The organism is Vibrio sp. G-C-1, assembly GCF_021728015.1.
In the GTDB taxonomy this organism is placed as follows: Bacteria; Pseudomonadota; Gammaproteobacteria; order Enterobacterales; family Vibrionaceae; genus Vibrio; species Vibrio splendidus.
In genome coordinates this window covers 207390-223348 of the sequence record NZ_JAKKCR010000007.1, presented here as the reverse complement: position 1 = coordinate 223348, position 15959 = coordinate 207390, and the positions used below count along the sequence as shown (strand labels likewise).

19 protein-coding genes are annotated in these 15959 nt (G+C 44.4%); 5 read left to right on the top strand and 14 right to left on the bottom strand.

Going from position 1 to position 15959, the window contains the following annotated elements; genetic code table 11:
* Positions 1-37: 37 nt before the first annotated feature.
* The 9 genes from L3V36_RS12710 to L3V36_RS12670 form a co-directional block, all read right to left on the bottom strand.
* Entirely contained in the window at positions 38-1585 is a 1548-nt protein-coding gene (locus L3V36_RS12710; RefSeq protein WP_208775092.1) for an aromatic amino acid ammonia-lyase, read from the bottom strand.
* Positions 1563-3386: a glycosyltransferase family 2 protein gene (locus tag L3V36_RS12705; protein ID WP_208775090.1), complete on the bottom strand. Its 1824-nt coding sequence runs from the start codon at positions 3384-3386 to the stop codon at positions 1563-1565. The genes L3V36_RS12710 and L3V36_RS12705 overlap by 23 nt, the downstream gene beginning before the upstream one ends.
* Complete coding sequence (locus L3V36_RS12700; protein ID WP_102557478.1) at positions 3379-3741, bottom strand: 3-hydroxyacyl-ACP dehydratase; 363 nt, start codon at positions 3739-3741, stop codon at positions 3379-3381. The genes L3V36_RS12705 and L3V36_RS12700 overlap by 8 nt, the downstream gene beginning before the upstream one ends.
* 89 nt (positions 3742-3830) lie before the next feature.
* The gene (locus L3V36_RS12695; RefSeq protein WP_208775088.1) at positions 3831-5219 is read right to left on the bottom strand and encodes an AMP-binding protein; all 1389 of its coding nucleotides are present in this window, start codon (positions 5217-5219) and stop codon (positions 3831-3833) included.
* A gap of 6 nt (positions 5220-5225) precedes the next feature.
* Positions 5226-5783: a septation protein IspZ gene (locus tag L3V36_RS12690; RefSeq protein ID WP_017084500.1), complete on the bottom strand. Its 558-nt coding sequence runs from the start codon at positions 5781-5783 to the stop codon at positions 5226-5228.
* Entirely contained in the window at positions 5783-6040 is a 258-nt protein-coding gene (locus tag L3V36_RS12685; protein WP_102445121.1) for an acyl carrier protein, read from the bottom strand. Before L3V36_RS12685 ends, L3V36_RS12690 begins: the two co-directional genes overlap by 1 nt.
* 10 nt (positions 6041-6050) lie before the next feature.
* Entirely contained in the window at positions 6051-6311 is a 261-nt protein-coding gene (locus L3V36_RS12680) for a phosphopantetheine-binding protein (protein ID WP_004736154.1), read from the bottom strand.
* Between the two features lie 105 nt (positions 6312-6416).
* A complete protein-coding gene (locus L3V36_RS12675; RefSeq protein ID WP_017095990.1) occupies positions 6417-7187 on the bottom strand; it encodes a lysophospholipid acyltransferase family protein in 771 nt (256 codons plus the stop codon).
* Entirely contained in the window at positions 7184-7933 is a 750-nt protein-coding gene (locus tag L3V36_RS12670; RefSeq protein ID WP_208775086.1) for a beta-ketoacyl synthase chain length factor, read from the bottom strand. The genes L3V36_RS12675 and L3V36_RS12670 overlap by 4 nt, the downstream gene beginning before the upstream one ends.
* Positions 7934-8005: 72 nt before the next feature.
* Between L3V36_RS12670 and L3V36_RS12665 the strand changes: the two genes are divergently transcribed.
* Genes L3V36_RS12665 through L3V36_RS12655 form a run of 3 tightly spaced genes read left to right on the top strand, consistent with a single transcriptional unit; the run spans position 8006 to position 10764 of the window.
* On the top strand, positions 8006-8395 hold the full coding sequence (locus L3V36_RS12665) for a hypothetical protein (RefSeq protein ID WP_017084503.1): 390 nt from the start codon (positions 8006-8008) through the stop codon (positions 8393-8395).
* Between the two features lie 28 nt (positions 8396-8423).
* Positions 8424-9497 (top strand): methyltransferase, encoded by a 1074-nt coding sequence (locus tag L3V36_RS12660; RefSeq protein ID WP_208775084.1) that lies wholly within the window; start codon positions 8424-8426, stop codon positions 9495-9497.
* A gap of 25 nt (positions 9498-9522) precedes the next feature.
* Entirely contained in the window at positions 9523-10764 is a 1242-nt protein-coding gene (locus tag L3V36_RS12655; RefSeq protein ID WP_208775082.1) for an NAD(P)/FAD-dependent oxidoreductase, read from the top strand.
* Positions 10765-10906: 142 nt separating this feature from the next.
* Here the strand turns inward: L3V36_RS12655 and L3V36_RS12650 are convergent, their stop codons facing one another.
* Together L3V36_RS12650 and L3V36_RS12645 are read right to left on the bottom strand one after the other, a co-directional pair.
* Complete coding sequence (locus L3V36_RS12650; protein WP_065206832.1) at positions 10907-11413, bottom strand: Fe3+-citrate ABC transporter substrate-binding protein; 507 nt, start codon at positions 11411-11413, stop codon at positions 10907-10909.
* Positions 11414-11552: 139 nt separating this feature from the next.
* Positions 11553-12686 carry a flagellar assembly protein FlgT gene (locus L3V36_RS12645; RefSeq protein ID WP_208775080.1) on the bottom strand — a complete coding sequence of 378 codons (1134 nt, stop codon included), beginning with the start codon at positions 12684-12686 and terminating at the stop codon, positions 11553-11555.
* A gap of 192 nt (positions 12687-12878) precedes the next feature.
* Between L3V36_RS12645 and L3V36_RS12640 the strand changes: the two genes are divergently transcribed.
* Entirely contained in the window at positions 12879-13514 is a 636-nt protein-coding gene (locus tag L3V36_RS12640) for a FlgO family outer membrane protein (RefSeq protein ID WP_004736167.1), read from the top strand.
* A gap of 9 nt (positions 13515-13523) precedes the next feature.
* Entirely contained in the window at positions 13524-13955 is a 432-nt protein-coding gene (flgP, locus tag L3V36_RS12635) for a flagellar assembly lipoprotein FlgP (RefSeq protein ID WP_017095996.1), read from the top strand.
* Positions 13956-14222: 267 nt separating this feature from the next.
* Here the strand turns inward: flgP and flgN are convergent, their stop codons facing one another.
* The 3 genes from flgN to flgA all read right to left on the bottom strand — a co-directional run bounded on the left by flgN (position 14223) and on the right by flgA (position 15958).
* Complete coding sequence (flgN, locus tag L3V36_RS12630; RefSeq protein ID WP_004736170.1) at positions 14223-14648, bottom strand: flagellar export chaperone FlgN; 426 nt, start codon at positions 14646-14648, stop codon at positions 14223-14225.
* A 66-nt stretch (positions 14649-14714) separates the two neighbouring features.
* The gene (gene flgM / locus L3V36_RS12625) at positions 14715-15032 is read right to left on the bottom strand and encodes a flagellar biosynthesis anti-sigma factor FlgM (protein ID WP_004736171.1); all 318 of its coding nucleotides are present in this window, start codon (positions 15030-15032) and stop codon (positions 14715-14717) included.
* Positions 15033-15211: 179 nt separating this feature from the next.
* Positions 15212-15958, bottom strand: coding sequence for a flagellar basal body P-ring formation chaperone FlgA (gene flgA, locus L3V36_RS12620; protein WP_017085300.1), 747 nt, complete (start codon positions 15956-15958; stop codon positions 15212-15214).
* Position 15959 lies beyond the last annotated feature (1 nt).

Sequence of the window (15959 nt, the reverse complement as noted above, 5' to 3'; positions counted from 1 at the left end):
TGCGTAAAGGGTTGGCTACTTTATGAAGTTAGCTACTCTATGAGTAAAGTGACCAGTGTTGACTTTGAATACGAGCAATGAAGTGGCGTAGATCGCCTTCAAGTGGTCGATCTTCTACGATAAATTCAAACTCTTTAAGCACTTCGTCGCGAATATGCTTTAGGTTTTCACTCATGTGGTGCTCATCAAGCTCGTTGTGACGCTTACGAAGTTCAAGCGCTTGTGTACCCGCCAGAAGTGATGCTGCCGCTACTTGTTCAGTCAGTTCAAGAACGCGTAAGCAGTCACGAGCTGCGATGGTGCCCATACTGACTTTGTCTTGGTTGTGGCACTCGGTTGAACGAGAGAACACGCTTGCCGGCATGGTGTGTTTCAATGCTTCTGCTGTCCAAGCTGAAACGCCAATCTGTACCGCTTTGAAACCGTGGTTGATTGGTTTACGTTCGCCTTCAGCGCCTGTTAGGTTAAATGGCAGGCCGTTATTGAACTTGTAGTCCATTAGCTGTGCCATTTGGCGATCAAGTAGGTCTGCAAGGTTGGCTACCGCTGTTTTTAGGGTATCCATTGCCATTGCGATATGGCCACCGTAGAAGTGTCCACCGTGCAGTACGCGCTCATTGTCGCCATCGATAATTGGGTTATCATTAGCGCTGTTCAGCTCGTTCTCAATCATTTGGCGTAGCCAAGGTAGAGAGTCTTGAACCACACCAATAACATGTGGAGCACAACGCAGTGAATAACGATCTTGTAGGCGATCACTGTTGCGTGGCGGACGATCGGCTTGCAGGTCATCGCGCAGCCATGCAGCAACTTGTTGTTGACCAGGGTGAGGTTTCACTGCGAACAAGGCTTCATCGAAGTGGAAGTCGTTGCCTTGCATACCCACAGATACCATTGCCGTTATCTTAGTCGACAGCTGAGCTAGATATTCTGCACGTTTGTAGGCGATACAAGCCAGAGCCGTCATTACTGACGTGCCATTCATCAATGCTAAGCCTTCTTTTGGCTTAAGCTTGATAGGGTTAATTCCTAGCTCTTTGTAGACGTCACTAGTAGGGCGAACTTCACCTTTGTAGATAACATCGCGCTCACCGATGAGTGCGGCCGCCAGATAAGACAGCGGCGTTAAATCGCCACTGGCACCCACCGATCCTTCTTGAGGAATACGTGGTGAGATATCTTGGTTGATCAGAGTAACGATCTGGTTGAGCAAATCATGAGTCACACCAGAGACACCTTGCGATAAAGAAGAAAGGCGCGTTGCTAATACTGCACGAGATTGTTCGTGAGACAATATTTCGCCTAAACCACACCCATGAAAGCGCGTTAGATGCAATGGCAATTCATCAACAAGGTTTGGTGGAATTGCTACGGTACATGAATCACCGTAGCCCGTTGTCACGCCATAAATCACGCCTTCTTCTTTCAGTAGGCGCTCTAAGAAAGCGACCCCACGGTCGATCTTAGATGTGAAGGCTTCACTTGAGTTCATCGAGGCTTTTGCGCCTTGTGAGATAGCGACAACATCCTCAATCGTGAGGCGTTCGGCACCAAAGGTGATGCTATTTGGATTCTTTTTCGTCATGGTGCTTGCTCAATGTCCAAAAATTAAAAAAGTTGTACCACTGAAGCGGTGCTTTCAGTGTGTAGTGCTCAAGTCGATTTGCGTATTTTTGCACGACTTGCTGTAAAGATTGTTCGCGAGTCTTTCTGGGGAGTTCTATCTTGTCGCTAAAATGCTCGAAATAGACATTAAAATGCGGCTTAGATTGTGAATCATCACGTAGCCCAAATAATAGAAATACTGGCGCTTTGAGAACAGAGGCTAACATAAATGGCCCTTGAGGGAAGGGCGCTTCCTTACCCAAGAACTCAGCCCATACTGAACGGCTCTCTTTGCTGGTGGAGGTTCTATCGCCAACAATCACAATCCACTCACCTTGTTCCAGCTTCTGTTGCAACAAGATAGCAGTATCAGGCCCCATTGAAGTTACCTGAATCAGGTTTAAATCAGACTGCGGGTTGACCGCTTTCATCACCGAATTAAAACGCTCAGCGTGCTCGGTAAAAACCAGTGCATTGATTTTGATGTTTGAGTGTCTGCGACCCAAAGCTCGACACAGTTCGATGTTGCCAAGATGAGAACCTAGGATTAGCACACCTTGCTTATTTGCCACCATGCTCTCAAATTGTTCTTGACCATGAATGCTCAGGTTATCGACCGAAAAATCCCCTTTCCATGCAGCCAACTTGTCTAGCATGGTATGGCCAAACGAGAGCAGATGGTTATAACTGGTTAATTCCGCTGGTAACTCTATATTCTGTTGTTCAGCGTATGCCTTAAGCTGAAATAGGTACTGTTCTGAGGCGTTTCGTGCACGTTTGCCCGTTAGATGGTAGTAACGCATCACACCGCGCAAAATCAGATTAAATACGCCTCGGCCTAACAAGGTATAAACGGCCAATAACAGTTTGATTCCCAGCACAGTGCCGCGTTCTTGAGTACGTGACCAATGGGGTTGTTCTGAACCTATCTGTTCGGAATTTACCTGTCTTGAATCTGCCGAGGAATCTTGGCTATTTTCAGCCGATAACTTCTTCGCTGAATCCGACTTGAAATGACGCGCGATCAGTTTTGGTGCTCTTGGCAGCATGCCGAAGAACAGTCGCGTGTGCATCCAACTGATTTTTACGTTGTCCCACAGTGCATCGAAATGAGAGATACCATTCTCTGGGTAGATAACACGCGTTTCAACGAAGTTGATATCGCAGCCTTCCCAATACAGGCGAACCAGAATCTCGATATCAAAGTCCATTCTCGAACCGACATCGTATTTATTCAGTACGGTTTGCGTCTTATCGATTGGATACGCTCTAAAGCCACACATGCTGTCTTTAATTGATAAAGAAAGGGTTTCTATCCATACCCAGATATGTGTCGCGTAGCGTCCGTAGAGCCTTGCCTTAGGCACGCTCTCGTCATAGACCGGCTGACCCGAGATAAGTTGCTGGGGCTTAGTTTGTGAAGCTTGGATTAATGCGGGTAGGGCGTCTAGGTCATGTTGCCCATCAGCATCAATCTGAATGGCATGACTAAAGCCGAGCTCTTGCGCTCGCTTAATGCCCGCCTTTACTGCGCCGCCTTTGCCTTGGTTCTGATGAAGTGTTACCAAAGTCACGCTTGGGCTATCGGCAAGTGGAGTCAGAAACTGTTTGGTCTCGAGTTCACTGCCATCATCAACAATAATGATCGGAATTTCGAAATTAAGAAGTGATGAGACCACCGAGGGCATGGTTGCGCCGTGGTTAAAGCACGGAATTAGGAAGCAAGCCTTGTAGTTGCTTTCTTCAAGTGCGTGTTGAGAAACCGCCTCAGCGCTATTCACTTTTCTCTCCCAGCTTCATTTTGCCTGAAGAGTGAGTTTGTTCGCCATTGTTCGACGTGTAACTAAAGCTCAATTTATCTTTGTCAGCATCCCACTTGAGTGACAGCTGAATGGTCGAATCAGGCAGGATCGGCTGTTGGAACTTGATGACTTCCATGCCTTTAAAGTAACCAGGGACATTCAGCTCTTGAACTGCATAGTGAAGTGCCCAATCAATCTGTGTAACACCCGGAAGAATAGGGAAGCTCTTGAAGTGCCCCTTAAAATCGGTGATGTCCCCAGTAACATGGAGTGTCAAAGTCGATTCTTTCTCTACAGAGTCAACAGCAATGACGTTTGGTTTTCTCTTATCCATAGCGCGTGCTTAGAATCCTTGGGCTGAAAATGGGTGTTGTGACAAAAATATAAAAAGACAGTCTCAGTGTAAAACACGATAAGCGATTTCTATGATTTTACGAGCTGCTCTATGTGAGAGGTTAACCGCTTACCTTGGCTGTTGAGGGGAATTTCGTCAACAACACGATATTTTCTTGGGATAGCGATCGGTTCTAACCACTTTCTCAACTCTGAACGCAGCATCAACCAGAATTTACCTTTACTCATGGTGGCGAGTTTCGCTTGGCCTTGATCTGATAATACCAAAACCGATGCTAAGATTAAGCGCTCAGGTTCTTCAAATGGAATCACCACGCACTCACTGATCCAAGGAAGTTGCTCTAGTCGCTTTTCGACTTCAACCAGTGATACTCGTTTTTCTTCTATCTTGATCACTCGATCGGTTCGGCCTTTCAATATGAATTGATTGCTCGAGACCATTTCGCACTCATCAGCGGTTTGATACCAGTTGTTTTTGTCGATGTACGGCGACAATAACTTAATGCAATTCTCACTGTTGAGACTAGCCTCAATACAGTCAAAAAGCTGCCAAGGTGTTTGAGCGCTCTCTTGCTGACGAAATGCGATACCGCCGGTTTCGGTGCTACCAAAAACTTCGATGGGCAAATGTCCTAACAAGTTAAGAGCTTGGTGGGCCGATTCGGTTGGTAAAGGGCCACCAGAAGAAAACACACCAGCTAGCTGTGCAGACGCTGTCTCGTGTTTTAATCGTTTGAGTAGCGCAGGGCTACTGATCAGCACGCTCTGTTTGTTAGCGTGAGATAGGATTTGTTCAGGGTACTCAAGATTGTGTCGAGCAAATGGAACACCAGAACAAAGTGGCCATAAAATTCGGAACAACAGACCATAGATATGTTGGTGTGAGACCGTACTGTGGACTCGGTTGCCCTTAAGTAAATCGCCCCAGTTTTTATCTAACTGAGCAGTTTCAATATCTAGGTGTTCTAATGTTTTATCTATCGCTTTTGGTGTGCCACTTGAACCTGAAGTAAACAGGGTCAATTGGATGGCTGCCAAATCCATGGTCGCGAGATTATCGATTAGAGGTTGTTGTGCTTTGGGGTTTGAGTCCAATAAGTTTTGGATATTGCGAACGTTACTAACATCAACTTCACCAATCGAGTCATCAACTAACAGGCAGTCAAAATGTTCACTCAGCTCGGCAAGTGCACAAGGTTGATAGTTACCCGGTAAGATGATGTGTTTTTTGCTGACAGCACATGCCAAAAAGGCCACCGAAAATAGGCAGCTGTCTTGGGTACAAATCGCAACTCGTTGAAAATGGGATGAAGATAAAAGGTTCACGAGTTGAGATAAGTCGTCGTTAAATGTTTGCCAAGTAATCTCACTATTGTCGTCAAAGCAGACAATAGATTCAGGGGCTCGGTTTTGACTGAGGAGTTCAGACAATGAGATGTAAGATACGGTTTGGGTCATAACAATTTAACTCTGACGAATGCGCTGTCTTACCACCCACTCTCCTGCAAAGAGTAACCCGGCGAACAAATAGCTGAGTAAGCCATTGTATAGGGTCCAGATTTCAAGAGACTGGAAGCAGGTGTAAAGGGCGATAGAGCCATTGATAACAAAGAACAAACACCAAACTTTGGTGACTTTTCGTGTGTAATCAACGCCACTTTGCGGAAGTTCAGGCTCTTGGAGTCGAGCAAGACGTTCGATAATGGTTTGCGGTTGCCATAGGCTTGAAGCAAATACAGCCAACATACAAACATTAACGATGACGGGATAATAGGTTAACCAGCCATGCTGTTTGAAGGCTAACCCTAATGCCAGTAGAACAATTCCGGCACTTCCACTGATCCAAGCTAGGTGTTTTAGCTCTTTGATCTTAGCCTGACCGCCGGTGAAAATGCGGACAGCAAAGATAGCGGCTAAGACGATACCAACGGTTTGTAGGCCAAACTTGTTGAGTCCAAAGTAAACCGCTATTGGATAAGTGAAAAGTATGATTGCCGACAATAAAGTCAGCAGAGGACGCATTAGGCGTCCTTCAATAGTTCAACCACAGACTCCACAACGTCATTAACGGTGCGTACTGCTTTGAACTCTTCAGGTTTGATCTTCTTACCCGTTACGTTCTGTAAATGAACGACCAAATCAACCGCATCAATGCTGTCTAGGTCTAGGTCGAGATAAAGGTGTGCTTCAGGCGTGATATCTTCGGCATCAAGCTCAAACAGCTCAATAAGCGCATCTTTAACCTGATTGTATACTTCTTGTTGGTTCACTTGTGTCATAAAGATCTGTCTAGTTGTTTGTTTGAGAAGAGATGTAGTTCGCTAGATTTTCAACTGACGCAAAGTGCTGTCGAGTGTTTGAATCGTCGGCATCGATAACAATGTTGTACTTTTTCTTGATAGCAAGACCAAGCTCAAGTGCATCGATAGAATCTAGTCCAAGTCCATCACCAAATAGTGGAGCTTCTGTTTCAATCTCATCAATGCTCATGTCTTCAAGGTTCAATGCGTCGATGATCAGTTGTTTCAGTTCGTTGTGTAATGTTTCCACTTTGGCCTACTTAATGCTTTATCTGAATGCTGCTTTAAGGGGGCGATTCTACATTATGCGAGGTATTTTCGAAATGCCGATATCGCCGGTTGTTTTATTGATGAGCTAAATGTTTTCTTCGGAAGGGAATATAGTATGTGCAAGATGATGATTAAGGCGTCTTGCTGCCGAAGTTAAGTTATTTGCATTCTCAATAAATGGTGCGACTTCTATTTTACCTTTCACCGCGATATGAAAAAAGGGTTTCGTAGCAGGAACTTGATACCATTTTTTCTCTTTCGTTAAGAATGTCGGAGAAACCGTAATATGAATCACGCGTAAATCGGTTTGTGTTCGAGTGGCAATTTGCGCCGCACCACGTTGTAATGATGGTTCAATTCCTGGTGTTGTGCGAGTCCCTTCGGGAAAAACCAGCAGTACATTGCCACGTGAAAAGCGTTCTTCACAACGTTCTAAAAGATCATCAGGTGCTTGATTGGGTATGTAACCCGCTGCTTTAACAATTCTCTTCATAAACGGGTTTTCCCATATTGCCGCTTTGACGAGGCAATCACATTGAGGAAGTTGAGAGGCGATCAGCACATAGTCGATTAAGCTCGGATGGTTGGCAACGATGATGCAGTTGCGATCTTTACGTAGCAGTTCGGCGCCATCAATTCTGTAATCAATTGCTCCTGTGAACTTCATGATTTGGCAAAAAGCATTGAATGAGAAGCGAATCAGTCGCTGAACTTTGAGCTCTCTTTGAATGGTGTTTGATGTGGTGAGTGCGATCGAAGGCAAGATCAAAAAGCTGAGAACTAAGCCTCCCAGCCCAAAGGTGGTAAAGCAGAATCCTGTCGCAAACACTCGCCAATATTGGTCTAACTTGCTCATTGCTGTGTTCCTGTCTTGGCGTTATTTATCCACGACCAAGTTTGGTGCTTGCCAGCAACAGTCCACTTATTTGTACCCAATAAGATATGTTGGAGCGTTTGTAGCCCTTGTGGTAACCCGGAAGATACTTGGTTGGCTTCTACTGTTCTAGTAATAGAGTATTCACTGCCAGTCGTGAGCACTAAACCCAGAACATAATCGGCATAGTGCTGAGTTTCGTATTCTTGATAAAGCTCAGGCAGCGGTTGGTCAAAGTCGATGACTAAGACACGATGCGATGGGTATTGGTGAAGATAAAGGTAAGCTTCAATCAGGGCGTTATGAAAGGTATCTTGCCCAGCAGCGATAGAGGTCAGTGGAATCGGCGCTTTTGCGGCAATCGTTGTGAGACCAGCAGCGGTATTGTGCACCGACTGCGAGAACGCCATTGGTGAGGCGTCATCACCTTCTAAGATTGATTGAATCAATGTGGCAGTTCGGTGCAGCTCACCATGTCGGCTGGCAAAAACCAGAAAATCAACCGAGGTGTCTTTTAATAGAGTCAATGCAGTTTGGACGGCAAGCTTACTTTGCAGGCTCATTCGGCGACGCATCATCGGCGGGATGGCTTTAAATTCAGTTGAGCCATCTTGTGGCCAATCTAAATTAGTGCTCCACGCTTGCCATTGGGCAACGGAATTGAGCCCCGCAGAATTTGCAGACCATTTCTCAATATTAAACGACATTAATTGGGATTGATTTGACATAGAGTATTGATTTGCTTTGGGTCTAACTAAATACTATGCGTGCTTATAAATAAACACAGGTAAGGAATTTAAATGAAATTACTAAAAATAGCCGTTTCAATGTTATTCATATTCGTTCTTGCAGGGTGTGGACGTGTCCAACCTGTAATGAATGTTGAGGATACTCCAGTTGCACTTAATCTTCAAAGTAAACAGGTGAAATCAGCTATTTATGAGTCTGCTGAAAACCGAGGCTGGTTGGTTTCAGAAATAAAGCCTGGCTTGATCCGTGCAGAACTGTATGTTCGTTCACACCATGCTGTGATTGAAATTCCTTATAGTGATAAGTTTTACTCTATTCTTTACGTTGAATCAGAGAATTTGAAGTACGACGATGGTGAAATACACCGTAATTACAACCGTTGGGTTAATAACTTAAACGTTGATATTAAACGTAAGCTTGCACAAATGGCAGCTGAGTAATCCTCTATTATTTAAAGTTAGGTTTTTCGTGTCGGAATATAAATTAGATCCATTCAACGCATTAGAAGCAAAAACAGAAGCGCAGAAATTGTCTTTCGCTCCCATTGTTTTTCATACTGCCCGTACACTTCGTGATTTAGGTATCTTGAAAGCGTTAGATGACGCGGGTAATGATGGTTTACCTGCAGAGACTCTTTCGGAAATAACGGGCGTATCTGAGTACGGCGTAAAAGTTCTGCTTGATATGGCGTTAAGTGCTCATATTGTTATTTGGGACAAACCTAACTATAAAATGGCCAACCTTGGTTTTTACCTTCTGCACGATGGTATGACTAACGCAAACATGGATTTCACAGCCGATGTTTGTTACGCAGCGATGATGCATCTAACCGAAGCGATTGAAGAAGGCACACCTGCCGGCCTGAAGGAGCTGGGTGATTGGGAAACCATTTACCAAGGCTTGTCTCAATTGCCAGAAAAAGCCAAAGAGAGTTGGTTTAAGTTCGATCACTTCTATTCGGACCGTTCGTTCCCTGTTTTGCTTGAGAAAGTCTTCAGCAAGAAACCTAAATCGCTGGTGGATATCGGTGGTAACACCGGTAAGTGGGCGATGCAGTGCTGCAATCACGATTCAGATGTTGAGGTAACGATTGTTGATTTGCCACAGCAACTAGAAATGGCAATGGCAAACGCGACACAACATGGCCATCGAGACCGAGTGACTCCATTCCCAGCCAACATGCTCGACAAACAGCAAGTACTGCCAACGGGCGCCGATGTGTGGTGGATGAGCCAATTCCTTGATTGCTTCTCGCCAATGGAGATTCTGAGCATATTAAAGCGTGTTCGCTCTCATATGTCAGAAGACGCGACTGTCTATATCCTTGAACTGTTTTGGGATGCACAGAAATACGATGCGGCTTCTTATAGCTTAAACGCGACGTCTCTCTACTTTACCTGCTTGGCAAATGGCAACAGCCGTTTTTACCGCAGTGAAGATTTCTTAGAGATCGTTGAAGAAGCGGGTTTTGAGGTGGTAACTCGTACCGACGATATTGGTCTTGGTCATACGCTTCTTGAATTGAAAGCTGGCGCGCAATAAATAATAACAAACATGGCTTAAATTAATGAAAAAACTGTCAACTCAAGTAGTGATCATCGGAGCGGGGCCATCAGGGTCTATTGCCGCGTCTTTGCTTCATAAGAAAGGCATCGATGTTCGAGTGATTGAAAAGAGCCTTTTCCCGCGCTTTTCCATTGGTGAAAGTCTATTACCTGCTTGTATGGAAGTGATTGAACAAGCTGGCATGAGCGAAGCGGTGGCTGACGCTCACTTCCAATTCAAAGATGGTGCCGCTTTTCGTAAAAATGGCGTGTACACCGCGTTTAATTTTGAAGATAAGTTCTCTGCTGGGCCGGGAACCACGTTTCAGGTTCAGCGAGGTGCCTTTGATAAGGTGTTAGCAGACACGGCTGAAGCGCAAGGTGTGACCATCGATTATCAACATGAGTTGATGGGTATTAACTTCACTGAAGAAAGTACCATTTTAGACGTACAAGTGCTTGATGGAGAACGCTATCAGCTAGAGGCTCAATACGTGCTGGACGGCAGTGGATTTGGTCGCGTGCTACCTAAGATGCTTGATTTAGAAGAGCCATCATCGCTTCCTCCACGTAAAGCTATTTTTACGCACATTAACGATCATATTTCAGCGACGGAGACAGACCTTGAATATGACCGCAACAAAATCCTGATCTCGGTGCACCCAACCAACCCTGATGTTTGGTATTGGTTGATCCCGTTTAGTAACGGAGTGTCTTCGTTTGGTATTGTCGGGGAGCCTAAGTTCTTTGAATCATACCCACAAGACAAGATTGCCGCGATTAAGCAACTGGCAACGGAAGAGCCGGGTTTGGCTGAGATACTGGAAAATGCAGAGTATCCAAACCCTGCGGGCGAAATCGGCGGTTATTCTGCCAACGTAAAACACCTTGCAACAGACAAGTATGCGCTATTGGGCAATGCCGGTGAGTTCCTTGATCCTGTGTTTTCATCAGGCGTGACGATTGCGATGAAGTCGGCTCAGTTTGCGGTTGAGTGCGTGGAAAAGCAGCTCAATGGTGAGAAGGTTGATTGGGATCGTGATTATGCCGATCCATTGATGGTTGGCGTAAACACATTTAGAACTTATGTTGAGGGCTGGTACTCAGGTACTTTGCAGGATGTGATTTTCTATCAAGATCCTAATCCGAAGATTAAGCAGATGGTGTGCTCAATTTTGGCAGGCTACGCATGGGATCAAACCAACCCTTATGTGAAAGAGTCAAAGCGTCGATTGACGACACTGGCAGAGATATGCCGAAGCTAGGAGGTCAATTTAGGGTATAGAAACATGCTAAAGCACCACAATGATATAGCCTATAAATCAAAACAGCCGCAAAGCGGCTGTTTTTGTATCTGATAAATATGGCAAGCTGATTTTCAGTTAACTCGTTTTACTGAGGTCGATACTACTTCAGATCGATGCTGTTCAGTCGTCCCATAAAGATAAGTAGCTCAATCACGTCTTTGTGGGCCTCAAGCAGCGCTCGTTTGGTTTGGCTGTAGGCTGCAAGTCGACCGTGTTTCCGTATAGAACATACTTTGGTCCTGTATTTGTATTCACCACTTTCAGAGAATACGCGCCACTTAGCGATGTAGCACTCATCTCGATGTTCGGGATCTGTCTGAGTCGGGTTTGGTTTGAATACTATTTTAGGTTCTAAACTGTGCGGTAAACGCGTCATCAGATAGGGCTCTCTAAGAACTTTTGGCCAAAACTTTCCCCAGAGCTGTCTGCCAAGCTCATCTCTTAACTTGATGGTTTTCTTTAGTGCTTTGTCTTCACCCATACGAACAAAACCGACAGAACGATGTAACACCGTATCTTCAGGAGTATGGATGTGGATTTTAAAAGCGGTTTGGCCTTTCGATATAAATCGATAACCGGTCGCACCAATTAGATTATTCTGGCTCATAGTTTGCTAAATGATGATTATGTTATTAATAAGGTTACGACAAATACGTTAAAACCGAAACTAATCATCATGAAAAAAATAAAGCCTTAACAAAAGTGCTAAGGCTTTATTAGAAACTATGAAGTGAGCTTGTCGCTAACTACATGATTTTCTGCATTACATCACCAATTTGAATGCTTCCAGCAAGACTTGGCTGATCAATCGTGAGCTCGGCTTCATTTTCATACACGCGAGAAACCGTCAGCGTGATATCACTTTGAGAGACCTTATTACGTGGCAAGCCTCGTTGGTCGATAAACGAACCGGTGTGCCACAGTTGCAGTTTGTCACCTTGTTGCACGCCATGCATTCGACCTAAATCAATGGTCACCGTGTTACCAAATACTGCTGCCACCTCTGGAAGCGTGATTTTACATGATACTTCTGATTCTAAGTCCAACATAATATTGCGACTGACGCGAAGCATCATACTGCCGTAGGTTGATGCCCAGAAACGAGCACTGCGCGTATCAACCTCACTGGTCTTAGCAAAAGGCCATTTTGCCACTTCACGATAGCTACGGTTATAAACCTGATGACCTGTCTTACCGTCAAAGACTTGCATCTCTAACGCAAACTGGCGGTTTATAATGTCGTCTTTTAGAAGCTTGGATTCAATGGTCGCAGTTAAATCGGTGATATCACCGCCGATAATGTACTGTGCTCCCGTGTCTTGTGCGATCATTTTGATCACTTCCGGTCGACGCTTGTCGATATCGTAATTGGTTGTGCCAACAGAAACAAAGCTACGAGATTCTTGGGCCAGTTGTCGGTCAACGACATGGCTAAAATCATCACCAATATTATAGATTCTGCCCATTACAGCTTGTTGTGGGGAAGTCACATCAATGTTGCCGACCAAAAATGTCTTCTTGTATTGGCTCTCATGGCAAGCATTTGCCGAAGGATAGATGTCGATCCTTGCAGTGACCATTATATTGCCACTGCGTTTTTTCTCTTTTTCTACCAAGATGTAGCGCACTTCATGATTGGTAAATTGAAACTCTTTCTTGTTTGCGTTTAGATAGGGCGTGAGGTTGGAGATACTACCAATATCAGCACCTGAGAACTGGATTGCTTTATATACCGCGTCTTCCAGCGCATGGACCCTTGCCGTTTCCTCTGACGATACGATGGCTGCGGTACCGGTAACTTCATACCAAGAGGCATGAGCACTGAAGCTTATGGTTATCAGTGAACTTATTGAAAATAAGTAAGAAATTATTTTTTTCATCTATTCGTTACCAGTTGGGTATAAATATTGCTTAACAAATAACTATAAGCTTGAAGCTGACTTAAGTGCGTTTTTCTTAATCTGAACCATTAATGAAAAGCAAAGACTGTTCCAACATTGTAATCCATTGAAAAGAATAATGGTGAGAACATATTGGAACAGGGAGCACTAAAACTATCTGGAGATAAGAGAATGAAAAAATGGCTCGTAGTAATGAGTGTCATGTTATTGACCTCATGCGCTTATTCGCCAATCTATAACGGCAAGTCTGAGTATTCAGGCAGTCAGTTTATGTTGATGGATAGCCCTCGTCATACCATGGATTTTTTCGTGGAAAGTATGACCGAAGATCTGATCATTTCGAATACGAGTATCTCAGCAAGAACCCCGATAGCGATTACTTCGTTTGTTGACCTGCAACACATGGACACAACAAACTGGTTAGGAAACTCGGTATCAGAAGGTTTCATTCATCAGTTTCAGCGTCGTGGATTTAAGGTGGTTGATTTCAAAACAACCGGTTCTATTCAAGTGACTCACCAAGGTGACTTCGCGTTAAGCCGCGATTGGAAAGACTTAGCTCAAGAGCAAGATGTACAGTACGTACTAACAGGCACTATGCTTCGTCAAGAAGGCGGTGTGTTAGTAAATGCTCGTGTTGTTGGCATGCAAACTCGCATAGTGGTTGCTTCCGCGCAAGGCTTTTTGCCAGCGGATCGTATTGGTCGAGATCTAGATACTCTGAACAGTATTCGAACTCAAGATGGTGTCATTATTCGTTCTGATCCAACGATGACTCAGCCTTACACAGTTATTCTTCGCCCTTAGGAGTTCGAGATGAAGAAGTTAATATTTGTTATTGCTGCCTTACTGCTTGTTGGCTGCCAGCCATTGCAAAGTATGAGGCCAGACGACTTCTTAGTTGCCGTTGGTTACGCAAGTATCAGTGAGCAATCAGGCCGCAATGACGAAGAGAAACGTATCCGTGCCATGAGAGCATCTAAAATTGATGCCTATCGTGAGCTTGCCGAGCAAGTGTATGGTATGCGAGTGAGTGGCCGAGCTGAACTGTCAGATCAGCGATTAGGTACTGAGCGAACGACAGGTGCTGTCGATGGCGTGATTCGTGGTGCTGAAGTGGTGCGCAGTTATCCTGTTGGCGATAGTTACGTGACCGAACTTCAGCTCGATATTCGTAAGATGGAACAGTTGCGCGATTACGGCGAAGTTCAAGCTGTACCAGAGAAGAGACAACAAACGCTGTTCTAGTCTTTATGACCATTTAAGTCATATGACCGACGAGTTGTATAAGTTGCTCTCGCTTTCCAGATGGCAGGGCGGCAATAAATAACGACAGTGAATGTAAAAGCGGCAAGTATGAAAATACTTGCCGCTTTTTTGTGTTTATCGTTTATTAGGGGCATTTACAGATAGAGATACTTTGACGGTGTAGCGAGAAGGGTAGGCTGAGATACAGATACAGATACAGATACAGATACAAGAAAGAAGGGTGTTGTGCGAAGAAGATTAGCCCAATTAGGCTTTTACATTGGTTCCCAGCGTAGAAATCGTATGCGTTTGGCCACCGGCATTGTAAGTCATACCAATTTTACCATGGCTTTGCTGCATCATATTGCTGAGTTTTTTGAAACTGAGGTGCGCTCGATTCAAGGCTTCGCCATTGACTAGGTTCGCTTGGTGGCAGTCGTGCACTATGGACTTTATGGTCGCGACTAACTGAGCAAGTTCAGGGTTCTCGGTCAATTCTGAGATATTGGTATGGGTAGCAATTCGTTGATCGGTTGATCTTAGCTGTTCAACAAGGACCACTTTTTCTTTGGCGATTCGCTCAATATCGTTTGATTGTCGGCTCGTAATAGCGGTTTTCTCTGAACTCAATAATTCAGATAAGGCTTTGGCATTTTGAAGTTGAAAATTAACTAAATCTGCTAGTGCCGCCATAACGTAAACCTATTTATAACCTCGTGTACTTTAAGATAATAACTTCAATAAAAAGTTAGTGTTTTCTTAAAGGCCTTTTAATTCATCTTCGAACTTGATCATGTTGTCAGCCAGTTTCTCTGGATCGACAGTGTATGAACCGTTCGCAATCGCTTCTTTGATTGCCGCAACTTTTACAGAGTCAAAGCTTGGTTGTGCAGCCATGTCTTGATGGAGCTGACCAATCGCTTTGCCTTGTTGGCTTAGTGAAACCGCGTCTTTGCTTGCTGGTGATTTAGTTGATACATCAGAACGTGATGCCTCAGAGCTAGAATCAGAGCGTACAGTTGGTCGGTTAGTGGTCGTTAGGGTTTGCCCTGAACGAATATTATCAATGCCTGCCATAGTTAAGCCTTTTTCTTCAAAAATGGGAACCTGTACAATCAATATCGACCAAGGGTTCGAATACTTTAACAATTTTTAGCTCAATAGTCGAAAAGGGACAAAACACCGCAGCAGTTATATTTTGGCGTTAAAGTTGAGAGCAAAATAACTAACGATACCGTCAATTTAGAAGTAAAGAGTTAAAAGTAAACCGTGACTTCAGACATGCTGGTAACAATACCTTCAATTATACGCTGTGATTTATCATTTTTCACTCTTACTTGATCACCCATTGAGCCATCCGTAAGCGCAGTCCCTTTGGTGGTAATGGTCATGCCACCTTTTACTGCCTGTATGATAACCTTCTCGTTTCGGCATACGACACAGATATCGCCTCTTTCGACAACATCACCTGGCCTCAGGTTCTTTTTTACCTTAGCGCCGATCACTTGTTGGGGAGCGGTGAAACCTTGGCGACGAAACTTGTTAAGCGAAATCATAGCGGTGGTGACATCGTATTGACCAACGATTTCGCCTCTTGCTAGTGAGCGTGTTGTTGTGACTAGTGGTACTGACATTGAAAGGCGTACCGGCACGTAAACTCGCCACTCATCAGGAACACATTGCACTAAAACCGTAATGCTACTACGGGTATTGCTGGTGGTTGAGGCGCTGGTATCTAGAGGAATAGGGCAATCTGTTGCTTTGATTCTAGAGTCCACATTTGCTGAGTTAACAAAGAGTTCGCCGCCTTGTGGCTGCTCAACTGTCTCTAGGATGTGTTGCTCCGCCGCAGACTGAATCATTTCAATTTGCTCTGGAGTCGCAGCTTGTACAAAAAAACTAAACAATATTGATAAAATGCCGATAAACTTAGCGACAGTTTTAAAAGTAGCTCTACACATTGCTATGGAAAAAAGCGGCAGATTTGTTTTATGATATATCATT